At 69.3% G+C, this 14,618-nt stretch carries 18 protein-coding genes; 8 read left to right on the top strand and 10 right to left on the bottom strand.

The annotated features are described in order from the left end of the window. The first annotated feature begins 1 nt into the window (after position 1). Genes CUR96_RS12080 through CUR96_RS12065 form a run of 4 tightly spaced genes read left to right on the top strand, consistent with a single transcriptional unit; the run spans position 2 to position 2,891 of the window. Positions 2–850, top strand: a complete 849-nt coding sequence (locus CUR96_RS12080) for an ABC transporter substrate-binding protein (RefSeq protein WP_102193557.1) — start codon at positions 2–4, stop codon at positions 848–850. Between the two features lie 17 nt (positions 851–867). Continuing rightward, on the top strand, positions 868–1,713 hold the full coding sequence (locus CUR96_RS12075; RefSeq protein WP_102193984.1) for an amino acid ABC transporter permease: 846 nt from the start codon (positions 868–870) through the stop codon (positions 1,711–1,713). Beyond that, on the top strand, positions 1,710–2,447 hold the full coding sequence (locus CUR96_RS12070; protein WP_102193556.1) for an amino acid ABC transporter ATP-binding protein: 738 nt from the start codon (positions 1,710–1,712) through the stop codon (positions 2,445–2,447). Before CUR96_RS12075 ends, CUR96_RS12070 begins: the two co-directional genes overlap by 4 nt. A 45-nt stretch (positions 2,448–2,492) precedes the next feature. Further along, positions 2,493–2,891 (top strand): VOC family protein, encoded by a 399-nt coding sequence (locus CUR96_RS12065; protein ID WP_102193555.1) that lies wholly within the window; start codon positions 2,493–2,495, stop codon positions 2,889–2,891. A 24-nt stretch (positions 2,892–2,915) separates the two neighbouring features. Here CUR96_RS12065 and CUR96_RS12060 read toward each other — a convergent pair whose 3' ends face one another. Together CUR96_RS12060 and CUR96_RS12055 are read right to left on the bottom strand one after the other, a co-directional pair. Further along, positions 2,916–3,572 carry a histidine phosphatase family protein gene (locus CUR96_RS12060; RefSeq protein ID WP_245861232.1) on the bottom strand — a complete coding sequence of 219 codons (657 nt, stop codon included), beginning with the start codon at positions 3,570–3,572 and terminating at the stop codon, positions 2,916–2,918. 36 nt (positions 3,573–3,608) lie between these two features. Next, a complete protein-coding gene (locus tag CUR96_RS12055; RefSeq protein ID WP_102193554.1) occupies positions 3,609–3,836 on the bottom strand; it encodes an RNA-binding S4 domain-containing protein in 228 nt (75 codons plus the stop codon). A gap of 98 nt (positions 3,837–3,934) precedes the next feature. On the opposite strand from CUR96_RS12055, the gene CUR96_RS12050 reads away from it, so the two are divergent. Then, positions 3,935–5,020 (top strand): serine hydrolase domain-containing protein, encoded by a 1,086-nt coding sequence (locus CUR96_RS12050; RefSeq protein ID WP_102193553.1) that lies wholly within the window; start codon positions 3,935–3,937, stop codon positions 5,018–5,020. Next, positions 5,017–5,388 carry a hypothetical protein gene (locus CUR96_RS12045; protein ID WP_102193552.1) on the top strand — a complete coding sequence of 124 codons (372 nt, stop codon included), beginning with the start codon at positions 5,017–5,019 and terminating at the stop codon, positions 5,386–5,388. Before CUR96_RS12050 ends, CUR96_RS12045 begins: the two co-directional genes overlap by 4 nt. A 6-nt stretch (positions 5,389–5,394) precedes the next feature. Here CUR96_RS12045 and CUR96_RS12040 read toward each other — a convergent pair whose 3' ends face one another. From CUR96_RS12040 to CUR96_RS12010, 7 genes are all read right to left on the bottom strand, one after another. Then, the gene (locus CUR96_RS12040; protein ID WP_102193551.1) at positions 5,395–6,180 is read right to left on the bottom strand and encodes a DNA/RNA non-specific endonuclease; all 786 of its coding nucleotides are present in this window, start codon (positions 6,178–6,180) and stop codon (positions 5,395–5,397) included. A 54-nt stretch (positions 6,181–6,234) separates the two neighbouring features. After that, positions 6,235–6,951, bottom strand: coding sequence for a nicotinamide riboside transporter PnuC (gene pnuC, locus CUR96_RS12035; RefSeq protein WP_180969016.1), 717 nt, complete (start codon positions 6,949–6,951; stop codon positions 6,235–6,237). A gap of 73 nt (positions 6,952–7,024) precedes the next feature. After that, complete coding sequence (moaA, locus tag CUR96_RS12030) at positions 7,025–8,122, bottom strand: GTP 3',8-cyclase MoaA (RefSeq protein ID WP_102193550.1); 1,098 nt, start codon at positions 8,120–8,122, stop codon at positions 7,025–7,027. A gap of 20 nt (positions 8,123–8,142) precedes the next feature. Further along, positions 8,143–9,210, bottom strand: coding sequence for an ABC transporter ATP-binding protein (locus CUR96_RS12025; protein WP_102193549.1), 1,068 nt, complete (start codon positions 9,208–9,210; stop codon positions 8,143–8,145). After that, positions 9,207–10,028: an ABC transporter permease gene (locus tag CUR96_RS12020; protein WP_102193548.1), complete on the bottom strand. Its 822-nt coding sequence runs from the start codon at positions 10,026–10,028 to the stop codon at positions 9,207–9,209. The genes CUR96_RS12025 and CUR96_RS12020 overlap by 4 nt, the downstream gene beginning before the upstream one ends. Beyond that, complete coding sequence (modA, locus tag CUR96_RS12015; protein WP_245861230.1) at positions 10,025–10,825, bottom strand: molybdate ABC transporter substrate-binding protein; 801 nt, start codon at positions 10,823–10,825, stop codon at positions 10,025–10,027. Before modA ends, CUR96_RS12020 begins: the two co-directional genes overlap by 4 nt. Next, positions 10,822–11,229 (bottom strand): TOBE domain-containing protein, encoded by a 408-nt coding sequence (locus tag CUR96_RS12010; protein ID WP_102193547.1) that lies wholly within the window; start codon positions 11,227–11,229, stop codon positions 10,822–10,824. The genes modA and CUR96_RS12010 overlap by 4 nt, the downstream gene beginning before the upstream one ends. 237 nt (positions 11,230–11,466) lie before the next feature. Between CUR96_RS12010 and CUR96_RS12005 the strand changes: the two genes are divergently transcribed. Both CUR96_RS12005 and CUR96_RS12000 read left to right on the top strand, forming a co-directional pair. Continuing rightward, positions 11,467–11,997 (top strand): nucleoside deaminase, encoded by a 531-nt coding sequence (locus CUR96_RS12005; protein ID WP_102193546.1) that lies wholly within the window; start codon positions 11,467–11,469, stop codon positions 11,995–11,997. A 41-nt stretch (positions 11,998–12,038) separates the two neighbouring features. Further along, positions 12,039–13,514 carry an NCS2 family permease gene (locus CUR96_RS12000; protein ID WP_102193545.1) on the top strand — a complete coding sequence of 492 codons (1,476 nt, stop codon included), beginning with the start codon at positions 12,039–12,041 and terminating at the stop codon, positions 13,512–13,514. A gap of 259 nt (positions 13,515–13,773) precedes the next feature. On the opposite strand, the gene xdhC is transcribed toward CUR96_RS12000, so the two are convergent. Further along, positions 13,774–14,607, bottom strand: a complete 834-nt coding sequence (gene xdhC / locus CUR96_RS11995; RefSeq protein WP_102193544.1) for a xanthine dehydrogenase accessory protein XdhC — start codon at positions 14,605–14,607, stop codon at positions 13,774–13,776. Positions 14,608–14,618 lie beyond the last annotated feature (11 nt).

The following is a 14,618-nucleotide window of genomic DNA, read 5'->3' as shown; positions in this document are numbered from 1 at the left end:
CGTGCCCTTCGCGCCCACCCTTCGCCGCGCCGCGGCTGCTGCCGTCGCCGTTCTCGCCGCCGTGTCCCTCACCGCCTGCGCCGGCGCGGCGACCCCCTCCGCCGGTTCCGATGATGGCTCCCTGCAGACCGTCACCGCGGGCAAGCTCACGATCGCGACCGGCGAGCCCAACTACGAGCCCTGGTTCGTCGACGACGAGCCGTCCAACGGCAAGGGCTTCGAGGGAGCGGTGGCGAACGCCGTCGCCGAGCAGCTCGGCTTCGACGCCGCCGACATCGTCTGGGTCCGCACCGGCTTCGACGCGGCCATCGCACCTGGACCTAAGGACTGGGACATCAACATCCAGCAGTTCTCGGTCACAGACGAGCGCAAGAAGGCCGTGGACTTCTCTTCGTCGTACTACACGACGTCGCAGGCGGTCGTCGCTCTGAACGACTCGCCCGCGGCAGCGGCGACGACCATCGACGACCTCAAGAAGGCCACCGTCGGCGTCGCGGCCGGCACGACGAGCTACAACGTCGCCAAGGAGCAGCTCGGCGAGGCGAACCTGAGTGTCTTCAACACCGTCGACGACGTCGTGCTCGCCCTCAAGGGAGGTCAGATCGACGCGATGATCACCGACCTGCCCGGCGCCTTCTATGTCACCGGAGCCCTGGTCGACAACGCCGCGGTCACCGGTCAGTTCGCCAGCACTGACGGAGGAGACCAGTTCGCGGTCGTGCTGCCCAAGGGGTCTGCGCTCACCGGCGCCGTCACCGATGCCGTCGACGCTCTCCGCGACGCGGGCACCCTCGACGAGCTGCAGCAGGAGTGGCTCAGCGACGCGGTCGACGTCCCCGTCCTGAAGTGACCCAGCTCTCCGCCGAGATGGCGTGGGAGCCGAGCGAACTCGAGCTGTCACGTCGCGCTCTGCGGCGCCGGGCGACCACCCGCTCGGTTCTGATCGCATTCGTCAGCAGCATCGTGCTGCTCGGCGTGCTCGCTCTCGTCATCGTCAACACCCCGGGCTGGGCGGTCGTCCGACAGACGTTCTTCGACCTCGACATCGGGGTGAAGAGCATCGGGCCGATCCTGCAGGGACTGCTCACCAACCTGCTCGTGCTCGCGATCGCCGCGGTCGGCGTCGCGATCCTCGGGACGCTGCTCGCGACGATGCGGTCCCTCCGCGGGCCGGTGTTCTTCCCGCTGCGAGCCGTCGCGGCGGCGTACACGGACTTCTTCCGCGGGGTCCCGCTGCTCATCGTGCTGTACCTGATCGGCTACGGAATCCCGGCGCTGATGATCTTCCCGCGGATGCCCCCGGCGTTCTGGGGAACGATCGCGATCATCGTCACCTACTCCGCATACGTCTCCGAGGTGCTGCGCGCCGGTATGGAGGCGGTGCACCCCTCGCAGCGCGTCGCCGCGCGCTCGCTCGGGCTCAGCCATGCGCAGACGCTGCGGATCGTCGTCATCCCGCAGGGGGTCCGAAAGGTCGTCCCGGCGCTGATGAACGACTTCGTCTCGATGCAGAAGGACGTCGGCCTGATCTCGGTGCTCGGTGTGATCGACGCCGTGCGCGCAGCTCAGCTGCAGGTGGCCGACACCTACAACTACACCCCCTACGTCGTCGCCGGTCTCTTCTTCATCATCCTCAGCTGGCCGATGATCCGGCTCACCGACGGCCTCACGGCCCGGCTGAACAGGCGCGAGCAGGCCGGAGGAGTCGTATGAGCGTTCCCGTGATCGAGGCCCGCGGAGTGCGCAAGCGCTTCGGCGACCACGACGTGCTTCGCGGTGTCGACCTGGGAGTCGGCACCCACGAGGTCGTCGTGCTCATCGGAGCATCCGGATCGGGCAAGTCCACGCTGCTGAAGACGATGAACCTGATCGAACGGGTCGACGACGGCCAGATCTTCCTGACCGGCGAGGACATCACCGATCCCCGGGTGGATGCCGACGCCGTGCGCGCCCGCATCGGCGTGGTCTTCCAGCACTTCAACCTCTTCCCGCACCTCACCGTGCTCGACAACGTGACGCTGGCGGCGCGCAAGGTGCATGGGATGCCGAAGACCGAGGCGCACGCACGCGGTCGCGAGCTGCTCGAGACGCTCGGGCTCGGCGCCAAGGCCGACGAGTACCCCGATCGGCTCTCCGGTGGCCAGCAGCAGCGTGTCGCGATCGTCCGCGCTGTCCTCACCGAGCCGGCCGTGCTGCTGCTCGACGAGATCACGAGCGCGCTGGACCCGCAGTTGGTCGGCGAGGTCCTCGATCTCGTGCGTGAGCTGAAGCGGCGAGGTACCACCATCGTGATGGCGACGCACGAGATGTCGTTCGCCCGCGAAGTCGCAGACCGGGTGGTCTTCCTCAAGGAGGGCGTGCTGATCGAGCAGGGGCCGCCGTCGCAGATCTTCGACGCGCCGCAGCATCCGGCCACCGCGGAGTTCCTGGCGCGAGTGCGGCACTGAAACACGACGAGGATCGATGTCGGAGGCGTGGTCTAGCGTGATGGCGTGACTGTGCGACTCGAGGGAATCACCGTGCTGGCCGGCGATGTGGCGGCGCTGACGGCGTTCTTCCGTGACGCGCTCGAACTGCGGCCGGCCGTCGTCGAGGAGCACTACGCGGCCTTCGAAGGCGACGGGGTGCGGTTCGCGGTTTTCTCGCGCCAGGGCATGGGGGCGAACACGCATGATCACCCCGACTACCGCAGGCCGAGATCGGGTCAGGCGTTCGAGCTGAACTTCGAGTGCGATGATGCCGCAGCGGTGGATGGCCGGCTCGCGCACATCAGGAGCCTCGGCGGCCTCGTGATCGCCGAGCCCGTGCGCACGGACTGGGGTCACTACTCCGCGTTCTTCGCGGATCCGGAGGGGAACATCCACTCGCTGTTCGCGGTGCTTCGCGACTGACGGCCGCGACGCCGACGTCCGGTCTCAGGACGCGGACGGCTTCAACGGCAGTCGCGGGCCGTGGTTCCACGCCAGGATCGCCGGCTGCTCGCGGTCGAAGCCCAGCACCGAGACCGACCCGGCGTCAAGCGTGATCTGCGCGGCGAATCTCGGGGCAGCGCGCAGGAACACCGCCGCGAGGATGCGCAGGTAGTGCCCGTGCGCGATCAGGGCGACGTCGCCCTCGGCCATCGCGGGGAGCACGCGGGTGAGCACACGGGACGCGCGCGCGGCGACCTCTTCGACGGTCTCGCCAGGCGTGTCGCCTCTGATCACGCCGTGCGCGAAGGCGGTCCAGTCGTAGCCGAGCTCGGCGCGGATCTCCGAGGTCGTGCGACCTTCGTAGCCGCCGTAGTCCCATTCGATGAGCAGCGGGTCGACCTCGGCATCCAGCCCAGCCAGCTCCGCCGTCCTCCGCGCACGCTCCAGCGGCGAGCTGAGGATGAGCCGGAAGTCGTAGTCGCGCACGAGTTCACCCGCCGCGCGAGCGAGTTCCTCACCGCGCGCGGTGAGCGGGATGTCGGTGCGGCCGGTGTGCTTGCCGGTCCTCGACCACTCCGTCTCTCCGTGCCGGAGCAGCACGAGTTTGCCCTGCGGGTTGTCGGGGGCCGGGTGATCGGGCAGCGGGTCGGATGCATCCACACGGCCACCGTACTCCGCCGAGCGTGCTCCGCGCGGTCAGGGACGAACGCGGACCGTGCGTCCCTCGAACGTCACGAGGTCGCCGTCGTGCAGCTGGCGCCCGCGCCGGCGATCCACCTCGCCGTTCACCGTGACGTACCCGTCGATGATGACCTCTTTCGCGTTTCCGCCGGAGTCGAGCAGGCCGGAGAACTTGAGGAACTGACCGAGGCGGATGACGTCGCCGCCGATGGCGACATCGTTGATCGGGCCGGGCTTCGTCATCCTTGAATGCTAGCCGCCACGTACCCGTGCCATTTGTCACGACTACAGGTGACACCGCGACACTTACGCGGACCGCGCCCCACTGATGGCATGGAAGCATGACCAGATCTTCACCCCTCGCCATCGGATCCGCCGTCCTCGCGGCGGCCCTCGTGCTCGCCGCGGGCCTCATCTCCACGCCGCCTTCTCCCCGACTCCAGCCGCACACGAGCGGTGATCCCGCTCTCGCCCGGGCGGTGGAGCACGCGGTCCGGACCGGGGGTGCGCTCGATCGCGTGAGCGTCGGCTTCGTCGACCTCGAAACCGGGGACAGGACGTTGACCGCCGGATTCGGGGCCGATGACGACACCGAGTACGAGATCGGCTCGGTCACCAAGACCTTCACCGGCAACCTGTTCGCGATCGCGATCGAACGCGGTGAGGTCACGCCGACCGAGACCCTCGCGGCGGTCTTCCCGGTGCTCGAGGGCACTCCGGCCGGTGGGGTCACGCTGGAGAGCCTGTCGAATCATCACTCCGGGCTGCCCGGCCTCGATGAGGCCTCGACGCCACGCGTGCTTCTGGACACGGTCACCAACCGTGATCCCTATCGAGGAACGGTGGACGACCTGCTCGAACAGGCCGGACGTCAGCAGCTCGTCGCCCCGGGACACTTCCTCTACTCGAACCTCGGGATGTCGCTGCTGGGCCAGGCCCTGGCTCACCGTGCGGATCTCGGCTACCCGGAGCTCGTGCAGGAGAGGATCTTCGATCCGCTCCAGATGACGCACAGCAGGATCGTCCTCGACGGATCCGAGCAGCCGGACCTCACGGCCGGATATTCGGTCACGGGGATTCCGCAGGAGCCCTGGTCGATCGGCGCCTTTGCGCCGGCCGGCGGCATCCGCTCGACGATCGGCGACATGGCCAAGTACCTGCGGGCGCTCCTCGACGGCAGCGCCCCCGGCGGGTCCGCGATGGATCACCACCTCGATGGGGAAAGCGGGGCGGAGGGCTATGCCTGGTTGATCATCGAACAGGAGGACGGTCCGCCGTTGACCCTCCACAACGGGCAGACCGGAGGATTCAGCTCGTTCCTCGTGCTCGATCGCGAGCGCGGCAGAGGTGCGGTGGTGCTGTCCAACACGGCGGCCCAGCTTCCCGATGTCGTCGTCGATCTCGTCACGAAGGGCGTCACCCAATGAACCTCTCGCCTTCCCTCCTGCTCGCTGTCGCCCTCGTCGTCTTCTCGGCGCTCTACGCGCTCAGAGCGTGGGCGCCCAAGCGATTCGGCATCGCGGATCGACTCGGCGCCAGCGCGGAGTCGACGGGGCTGCTCGCCCTGTTCACCGTGCTGCACTTCGCGACGGGGTGGGCCGGAGTCCCGGTGCTGCTGTGGGTGGCGTCCGTGGTCCTCGCCGCCGGGGGAGTCGCCGGTCTCGTGCTGCGCATCCCGGCTCTCCCGTGGCTGCGCGGGCGTCGCCGACTCGGCCTGCGCATCGTGATGCTCTCGATCGCAGGAGTCCTGTGCGCCCTCGTCTTCATGCTCGGAGCGATCTCCGCCTGGGGATAGGGATCCTCAGAGCACGATGTCGTGAGGCTCGTCGAGAGTCAGCCACGTGCCCGGACGGGCGGTCCGTGCGGGCAGCCCATCGGCATCCGCCAACGGGCCCAGATCGATACCGGTGATGCCGGCGATGTCGGCCACCGGCACCTGGAACGTGCGGAAGGCTCCGAGCGGCGGCGCGGCCAGCAGGCCCTCGGGGGTGTCGATGAGTTCGGACTGGTCCAGCAGGAAGCCGGCCGCCGCGAGACCGTCCGGGCCCTGCCAGGCCGCGACCTTCCAGAAGCGGAGCGGGATGCGGATGCCCCGATACGGCGGATCCTCGTCATCGAGAACCGGGGCGGTGAAGACCGACACGCGCTGGTCGGTCGTCTCGGCGTACTCGAGCACGTGGTCCTCGAGACCGAGCCACAACTCCTTCGACTGGTTGAAGCCGGAGGCTTGCGGGGCGGCGTTCGGGTAGAAGAACGTCGCCTCGGTGGCCTCGCGTGCATCCTCGGTGTCACCCCAACCAGGATCGCGCCGCCGCACCAGGTGGCCGCGGTCGAGGTCGTTGCGGGCGTAGACGTCTGGGCCGGTCTGCTCGTCGGCGTCGGCCCGCGGGTCGAGGCGCCACTCGCCGGTGCGCGGGAGTTCGCGCAGCCGCGCGCCGTCGATGTTCACCGCGGTGGCGGCGGCGAGTCGCCGCTCGGGGTCGAGCAGCACGGAGAACCGCGGATAGGGGAGCGTGCGGGTCGCGCGTGCCGGGATCGGCATCGGCAGCGGAGTGGCGAGGAACTGCGTGTCGTAGCCGTCGGTCATGCCTCTATCGTGCCGGATGCCGCCGACGTCACCGCCTGGTCGGGCGGCCGGGTTTCAGCGCGGCTCCCCCTCGGCGTGCCGCGGGCTCGGATCGGGCGGGATGATCTCCACCGGCGGGGCGGATGCCGCGTGCGCTCGCCACCAGACCACGAATCCGATCGCGGTGAAGACGCCGTAGAAGACGTACATGAATCCGGTGGCGTAGTACCCCGAGCCGAAGAGCAGCGGCACCCCCACCACATCCACCGCGATCCAGATCAGCCAGAACTCGGTCCAGCCCTTGGCCATGCCGTAGGTGGCCAGCAATGACCCGACGAAGGTCCAGGCATCCGCCCATACCGGCTCCCAGGACCCGAGGGCGCGGAACAGCGGGGTCAGTGCGACGGTGCCGATGATCATCACGAGGACGAGCCCGATGCGCGCACCGGTCGGCGCCCATCGCGGCGTCACCCGACCGCCGCCGGACGACGCCTGCCGCCATCGGACCCAGCCGTAGATCGCGACCGCGATGAACATCACCTGGCGCGCGGCCTGTCCGAGCAGATGCGGGAGCGAGTGGTCGGGGCTGAGGATCGAGCCGAGGAAGACGGTGAGCAGCAGCACGTTGCCGATGATCCCGACCGGCCAGGCCCAGATCTTGCGGCGCATGCCGCCGAGCGCGCTCGCGAGCCCGAAGGCGTTGCCCACGACCTCGCGCACGAGGAGCACCTGCCCTCCGGGCAGCGTCCAGTACGAGTTGAAGCCGTCGATCAGCCACTGCAGCGCGTTCATCGTTTCCCGCATCCGCGCTTTCGGGAGCGCATCGCCGACGCTAGCAGGAGCGGCGACCAGCACCGAGCCCGCGTCAACCGCCGATGTAGCTCATCTCGATGCGCTGGCGCGCCTCACGCAGTTCCGGGGTGAGGCTCGCGCGCACCTCGGAGTAGCGATCGTCACGGGCGCCCCAGATCGACGCCATCGCGACCGCGAGCTGCTCGTCGTCGGCGCCACCGCGCAGCAGCGCGCGCAGGTCGTGACCCTCGGTGGCGAACAGACAGGTGAACAGCTTGCCCTCGGTCGAGATCCGTGCCCGGTTGCAGGTGCCGCAGAACGTGTTCGTCACCGACGAGATCACGCCGATCTCACCCGAGCCGTCGGCGTACCGCCACCGCTTCGCGGTCTCACCGGTCGAGAGGGCGCCCACGGCCTCGAGCGGGAAGAGCGTGCCGATGCGCTCGACGATCTCCGCCGAGGGCACCACTTCGTCGAGCGACCAGCCGTTGGACGTGCCCACATCCATGTATTCGATGAACCGGAGCACGTACGGGGTTCCTTTGAACCGGGCCGCCATCGCCTCGATCTCGCCGTCGTTCAGCCCGCGTTTGACGACCATGTTCAGCTTGATCGGGCCGAGGCCCACGGCGTGCGCGGCATCGATGCCGTCGAGCACGCGGGCGACCGGGAAGTTCACGTCGTTCATCCGCCGGAACAGGTCGTCGTCGAGCGAGTCGATCGAGACTGTCAGGCGGTCGAGCCCGGCATCCTTCAGCGCCTGCGCCTTGAGGGTGAGCGCCGAGCCGTTCGTGGTCAGGGCGATCTCGAGCCGCTCACCTTCGGGCGTGCGCAGAGCGGCCAGGCGGGCGATCAGGTCTTCGATGCCCCGGCGCAGCAACGGTTCACCGCCGGTCAGTCGCAGCTTGCGGACACCGTGGGCGGCCGCGACCCGCGCGATCCGCTCGATCTCCTCGAAGCTGAGCAACTCGTCGCGATCGAGGAACGCGTAGTCCCGACCGAAGACCGTCTTGGGCATGCAGTAGACGCAGCGGAAGTTGCAGCGGTCGGTGACCGAGATGCGCAGGTCGCGCATCGGGCGGTCGTACCGGTCGAGCAGGTTGCCCGTCGAGGGCAGGCGCGACGCCCCGGTGGCCCGCGGATCCGCAGCGGGAGCTGGAGTGGTCGACATCGCCTGTGCCCTTCGAGTGGCTACGGTAGCACCGCTGCGGACGAGCGGCGCATCGAGACGTCCTGGTGAGCGACCGAGAAGCCGAGCTGTGCGCCTGGTCGGGCGCCGCGAGCGAGCGCGCTCGATGACGGGCAGTCGACGGCGATCTCCGGATGCTCCGCGGTGAAGAGCCGGATGCCACCGGGGATCGGTTCCATCAGCGACACCGTCCCGGTCCACGCATTGGCGACCTCCGCGGCCGCCGAGGCAGGGCGAATCCGCACCGAGCCGGGCGCGAACACCGCGGTGCCGGTGTCTCCCGCGCTCAGCCGGTCGCCGTGCCCCGCCCACCGCAGTCCGGAGTGGCTGCGCAGGATGCCGTCGGCATCGGCCGTGCCCGCCAGGAGGTTCACGCCGGCCACGGCCGCCACGAACGACGAGTTCGGGTGACCGAGCACGTCGGCCGTCGTGCCCTGCTGTGCCACGCGTCCGTCATGCAGCACCACCGTCCGGGCGGCCAGCACGACGGCATCCAGCGGGTCGTGGGTGACCAGCACGATCGGGATGCCGACGCGGTCGCGCAGTTCGGAGACGAGACGCCGGGCCTGACCGGCCGTCTGGGCGTCGAGGGCGGCGAACGGCTCATCCAGCAGCAGTGCATCAGGAGAGGCCGCCAGCGCGCGGGCCAGGGCGACGCGCTGCTGCTGGCCGCCGGACAGTTCCGCCGGCCGTCGCTGTGCCAGCTCGTCGAGGCTCACCTCGGCGAGCTGCGCGTGCGCGACCTCGTGTGCCTCGCCGCGCGGCATCCCCTGCGCGCGCGGCCCGAACGCGACGTTCTCCAGAGCGCTGAGGTGCGGGAACAGCATCGGACGCTGGCCGAGCAGGCCGATCCGGCGCCGTTCCGGCGGCACTGAACGATCCAGCGTCCGCCCGCCCAGAATGATCCAGCCGTCGACCGCGCTGTGGTGCCCGGCGATCGCACCGAGGAGCGTCGACTTGCCCGAGCCGTTCGGCCCGATGACCGCGAGCACTTCGCCGGCATGTGCCGTGATGGCCGCCTCCAGCAGGAACGCACCGACACGGGCGCGGATGTCGACGTCGAGCGTCATCGGATCGCATCCGCTCGCCAGCCGCGCATGAGCACGAGCACGCCGACGGCCACGATGATGAGCATGAGCGACAGGGCGATCGCGGTGTCCTCCCGAACACCCGCGCCGTTGAATGCCGTGTAGATCGCGAGGGGCATGGTGCGGGTGACGCCGGGTGCATTGCCGGCGAACAGCGCCGTCGCACCGAACTCGCCGAGGGCGCGGGCGAAGCAGAGCACGGAACCCGCCACCAGCCCCGGCGCGACGAGCGGCAGCGTCACCCGGCGGAAGACGGTGAAGCGGCCGGCGCCGAGCGTCGCCGCGACCAGTTCATGGCCGGTGCCGGCGGTGCGCAGCGCGCCCTCGACCGAGATGACCAGGAAGGGCAGCGCGACGAACACCTGCGCGATCACCACGGCGGCGGTCGTGAACGGGATCTGCACGCCGGCCGCCGTCAGGGCACCGCCGAGGATGCCTCCGCGGCCCAGCAGCGAGAGCAGGGCGATGCCGCCCACGAGCGGCGGCAGCACGAGCGGCAGCGTCGCCAGGGTGCGCAGGATCGAGGCCAGCCAGCCAGGGCTGCGCGCGATCACCAGCGCCAGCGGGATGCCGAGGACGGCGCAGATCAGCGTCGCGATCGTCGCGGTCGACAGCGACAGCCCGAGCGCCTGCATCGCCTCGGGCGAGGTGATCGTCTCCGGGACGCCTGCCCAATCGAGGCGCAGCAGCAACGCGATGAACGGAAGCACGAGAAACAGGGTGGCGACGCCGGCGGGGATCGCGATCCACACCGGCAGGCGGGGCATCCGGCCGTCCTGCGGCGGTGGCGGCATGCTCATGGCGCACCGAAACCGAAATCGGCGAGCACCTGCCGGCCGGCGTCGGACAGCACGAACGCGACGAACGCGTCCGCCGCGTCCGGGTTCGCGGCGTCCTCGAGCGACACCAGCGGATACACGTTGGTCGCACGCTCGGCTCCGGCGATGTCGATGCCGGCGACATCGCCGGCGGCCGCCAGGACGTCGGTGCGATAGACCAGACCCGCGTCGGCCTCGCCGGATTTCACCTTGCTGAGCACGGCGATGACGTTCTGCTCCTCGCTCGCGGGCGCGAACGTCACATCGGCCGCGTCGAGGAGGGCGTGCGCCGCGGTGCCGCACGGCACCTCGGGAGCGCAGAGCACGACGGTGAGGCCGGCCGCTGCGAGCGCATCGAGCGAGCGGATGCCCTCGGGGTTGCCCGGTGCCACCGCGATCTGCAGGGTGTTGGTCGCGAACGTCTCCGGAGCGGCCGCGAGACCCGCATCCACCACCTTGGTCATGTTCTTCTCGTCGGCCGCGGCGAAGACGTCGGCGGACGCGCCTTCGAGCAGCTGGACGGCCAGCACCGAGGAGCCGTCGTAGTTGATCGGGCGCACGTCGACCCCGGGATGCAGGTCCTCGAAGTCCGCCGCCAGTCGATCGAAGGCGCCGGAGAGCGAGGCGGCCGCGAAGATCGTGAGCTCACCGTCGAGGCGCGGGTCGCCCACGGCATCCGATCCGCCGGACTCGACGGGGAGCGCCGAGCATCCGACGGCACCGAGGGTGCCGATCAGAGCAGCGGCGGCGAGCATCCGCCGGATGCGGGGAGCGATCACTGCGCGGCATCCCGTTCCGTCTCGAGGATCACCATGGTCGCCTTGACCACGGCGACGGCCTTCGACCCGACCTCGAGTCTCATCTCCCGCGCCGCTTCCGACGACATCAGCGTGATCACCCGATGCGGACCGCACTGCAGCTCGACCTGAGCCATGAGTCCGTCGATCTCGACATGCGTGACGAGGCCGGTGAAGCGATTGCGTGCGCTGCGGCGCACGTCGCCGACGTCGCTGGCCTCGGACGCCATCGCCTTGGCGCGCGCCGCCAGCTCCGATCCGTCGACCACCTGGCGGCCGGAGGCGTCATGATCCAGCGTGAGGATGCCGTCGGCGACCCATCGACGCAGTGTGTCGTCGCTCACGCCGAGCAAGGAGGCGGCCTCACTGATCCGAAAATGCGTCATGAAATGAACCTTAGCCCCGCATCTGCGGAATGGCAATCAATAATATCGCATCGCGGAAGAGTAATTCCAAAAAAGTTGGACGTGGAGTGGTTTCGCTGTTACTGTCGGAGAGCCCCGCCGAGCTCCCTCGAGGTCCACGGTCCGGCGAAGAAATCACAGTCAGCGGATCGACGAGGATCACGCCCGAACGCGTGAATCCTTGAGCATCCGCATCGAACGCAAGGAAGTTCTCCCACCATGGACTCCACCGGTACCACCACGTCGATCGCCGCGGACGCGGCATCCACCGGGCCCACTCCGGCCGACTACCTGGCGCGAGCGGTCGACCTCGCCACCGAGAACGTCCGGAACCAGGGCGGCCCGTTCGGCGCTATCGTCGTCTCGGCCGACGGGCGCGTGTTCGAAGGCGTCAACCGCGTCACCGCGAACCTCGACCCGTCGGCGCACGCCGAGGTCACCGCCATCCGCAACGCCTGCCAGGGCCTGGGCACCTTCGACCTCAGCGGCGCCGTGCTGTACACCAGTTGCGAGCCCTGCCCGATGTGTCTCGCGACCTCGCTGTGGGCTCGGATAGAGAAGGTCTACTTCGCCGCCAACCGCGACGACGCCGCGGATGCCGGCTTCGACGACGCCGTCTTCTACCGCTATTTCGAGGGCGGCGAGGACGACAGGGCGATCATGCCCGTCGTGCAGGAGCCCCTCCCGCCCACACAGCGGGTCGCCGCCTTCACCGAGTGGAGCCGGACGGCCACTCGCATCGACTACTGATCCCGACCCCGCTTCATCCACCCGAGCAGGAGAGTACTTTCATGACTCAGACCGCTGATGTCCGCAATGGCGCGGACGCCCCGGACGAACAGCCGCCTGTCAGCGCGCTCGACCGATTCTTCGAGATCACCAAACGCGGCTCGACCATCCCGCAGGAGGTCCGCGGCGGCCTCGTCACGTTCTTCGCGATGGCGTACATCGTCATCCTCAACCCGATCATCCTCAGCAGCGGCGAGGACGTCACGGGAACCGCACTCGACTTCGCGCAGGTCGGCGCCGTCACAGGTCTCACCGCCGGTGTGATGACCGTGCTGATGGGCCTGTTCGCCCGCGTGCCGTTCGCGCTCGCCGCAGGCCTGGGCATCAACTCGTTCCTCGCCGTATCCGTGGTCGGCGACGTGAGCTGGCCCGAGGCGATGGGGCTCGTGATGATCAACGGCGTGCTCATCGTGCTGCTCGGCGCCACCGGCATCCGGACGGCGATCTTCCATGCCGTCCCCCAGGCGCTGAAGGCGGCGATCACCGTCGGTATAGGCCTGTTCATCGCCTTCATCGGCTTCGTCGACGCCGGATTCGTCAACCGCACCCCCGCCGGTCCTCCGGTGCAGCTGGGCGACAACGGATCGCTCACATCGATCCCGACCCTCATCTTCGTCGGGACTCTGGCGCTGATGGGCATCCTCATCGCCCGCAAGGTGCCGGGTGCGATCCTCATCGGCATCGTCGCCGGCACGGTCACGTCGATCATCGTCGAGGCGACGATGAAGATCGGACCGATGTTCGGTGAGAACGGCGAGAACCCGGGCGGCTGGCACATGTCGGTACCGGGTATTCCGACGCAGTGGCTGAGCATCCCTGACTTCTCGCTGATCGGTCAGTTCGACCTGCTCGGATCCTTCGGCCGAATCGGCGTGCTCTCGGCGGTCATGCTCGTCTTCACGCTGCTGTTCACGAACTTCTTCGACGCGATGGGTGCGATGACGGGCCTCGCGAGGGAGGCGGGCATCGCCCGGAAGGACTCCACCTTCCCGCGGCTCCGCAGCGCCTTCGTGGTGGAGGGCGCGGGCGCGGTGATGGGCGGCGGCACCTCGAGCTCGTCGGCCACCGTCTTCATCGACAGCGCGGCCGGCATCGCCGAAGGGGCCCGAACGGGCCTCGCTGCCCTGATCACCGGCGGGCTCTTCCTGCTGTCGATGTTCTTCACGCCGCTCACGGCTATCGTGCCGATCGAGGTGGGGGCGGCGGCACTCGTCATCGTGGGTGCGCTGATGATGTCGCAGATCCGCGAGATCAAGTTCGACAAGTTCGCCGTCGCGATGCCGGCATTCCTCACGATCGTGACGATGCCGCTGACCTACTCGATCGCGAACGGCATCGGCGCCGGGTTCATCGCCTGGGCCGTCGTCAACACCCTCGCGGGTCGTGCCCGCAAGGTGCACTGGCTGCTCTGGATCGTCGCCGTCGGATTCGCGGTGTACTTCGTGCGCGGACCGATCGAGACGATGCTCGCCGGCTGAGCCGCGGCATCCGCCCGATGAGGCCGTCCCCACACGGGGACGGCCTCATTCGTGTGCGTACCGGGACGGCGGCGAGAGCCGGCGGTGCCGAACACGATCAGTTCGTCGGCTCAGAATCCCGGATGCCGGTCGGATCCGGCCGTTTCGGCCGACAGAGCGCACTCCGGACCGACAAAGCGACCGTGCGCAGGGCGGAGGAGGGGCGGAGGCTGCGGGGAGCGGGCGCATGCGGGGTGGGCCGGTGCGGATGCCGGACGGATCAGTCGCGGGTGACGTCGACGGGTGCGGCCTCGTCGATGAGCTGCAGCATCCGGGCGGCGACGCTGACGGCGATGGCCGCCGGCTGCTTGCCCGGCACCTCGGGGATGCCGATGGGTGTGGTCACCCGCGCGAGGTCGCTCTCGGTCTGGCCGAGCTCGAGGAGCTTCTTGCGGAAGCGCGCCCACTTCGACGTCGACCCGATGAGCCCGATCGACGCGATGCCGTCGGTGCGGAGCGACTGGTCGACGACCGCCAGGTCTTCGACGTGGTCGTGCGTCATCACGAGCACGTGTGCGCCCGGCGGGAGCGCGGTCAGGGCGGCCTCCGGTACCGGCGAGTGGGTGATGTGCACGCGCGCGACGCTGCCGGCGAAGATGCCGGATGCGTCGCCGACCCGGTCGGGCGCGAGCATCTCGGGGCGGGAGTCGATCAGGTGCAGGTCGAGTTCGTGCCGGGAGAGGATGCGGGCCAGTTCCAGCCCGACGTGGCCGATCCCGAAGATCGCGACCGTCGGCGTCACGCGCATCGGCTCGAGCATCATCGTGACCTCTCCTCCGCAGCACTGCACGCCGTACTCCGTGACGGCCTTGTCGCTGAGCGTGAGCGTCAGCAGTTCCGGCTCGGCGGATCCCGCCGCCAGAATCTCGCGTGCACGGTCGATCGCTGTCGCCTCGAGGTTGCCCCCGCCGACGGTTCCGAAGACCTCGCCGGGGGAGACCACCATCTTCGCGCCGCCGTTGCGCGGCGCATGGCCGCGCACCAGGGCGAGGGTCACGACGACCGCGGGAGTGCGCCGTGAGCGCAGGTCCTGCAGAGCGTCGAGCCAGTCCATCGCGGGCTCCG

This window comes from Microbacterium aurantiacum, assembly GCF_002872075.1.
Taxonomy (GTDB): Bacteria; Actinomycetota; Actinomycetes; order Actinomycetales; family Microbacteriaceae; genus Microbacterium; species Microbacterium aurantiacum_A.
The sequence above is the reverse complement of the archived record's forward strand: the minus strand, read 5'-3'. Positions and strand labels throughout refer to the sequence as shown.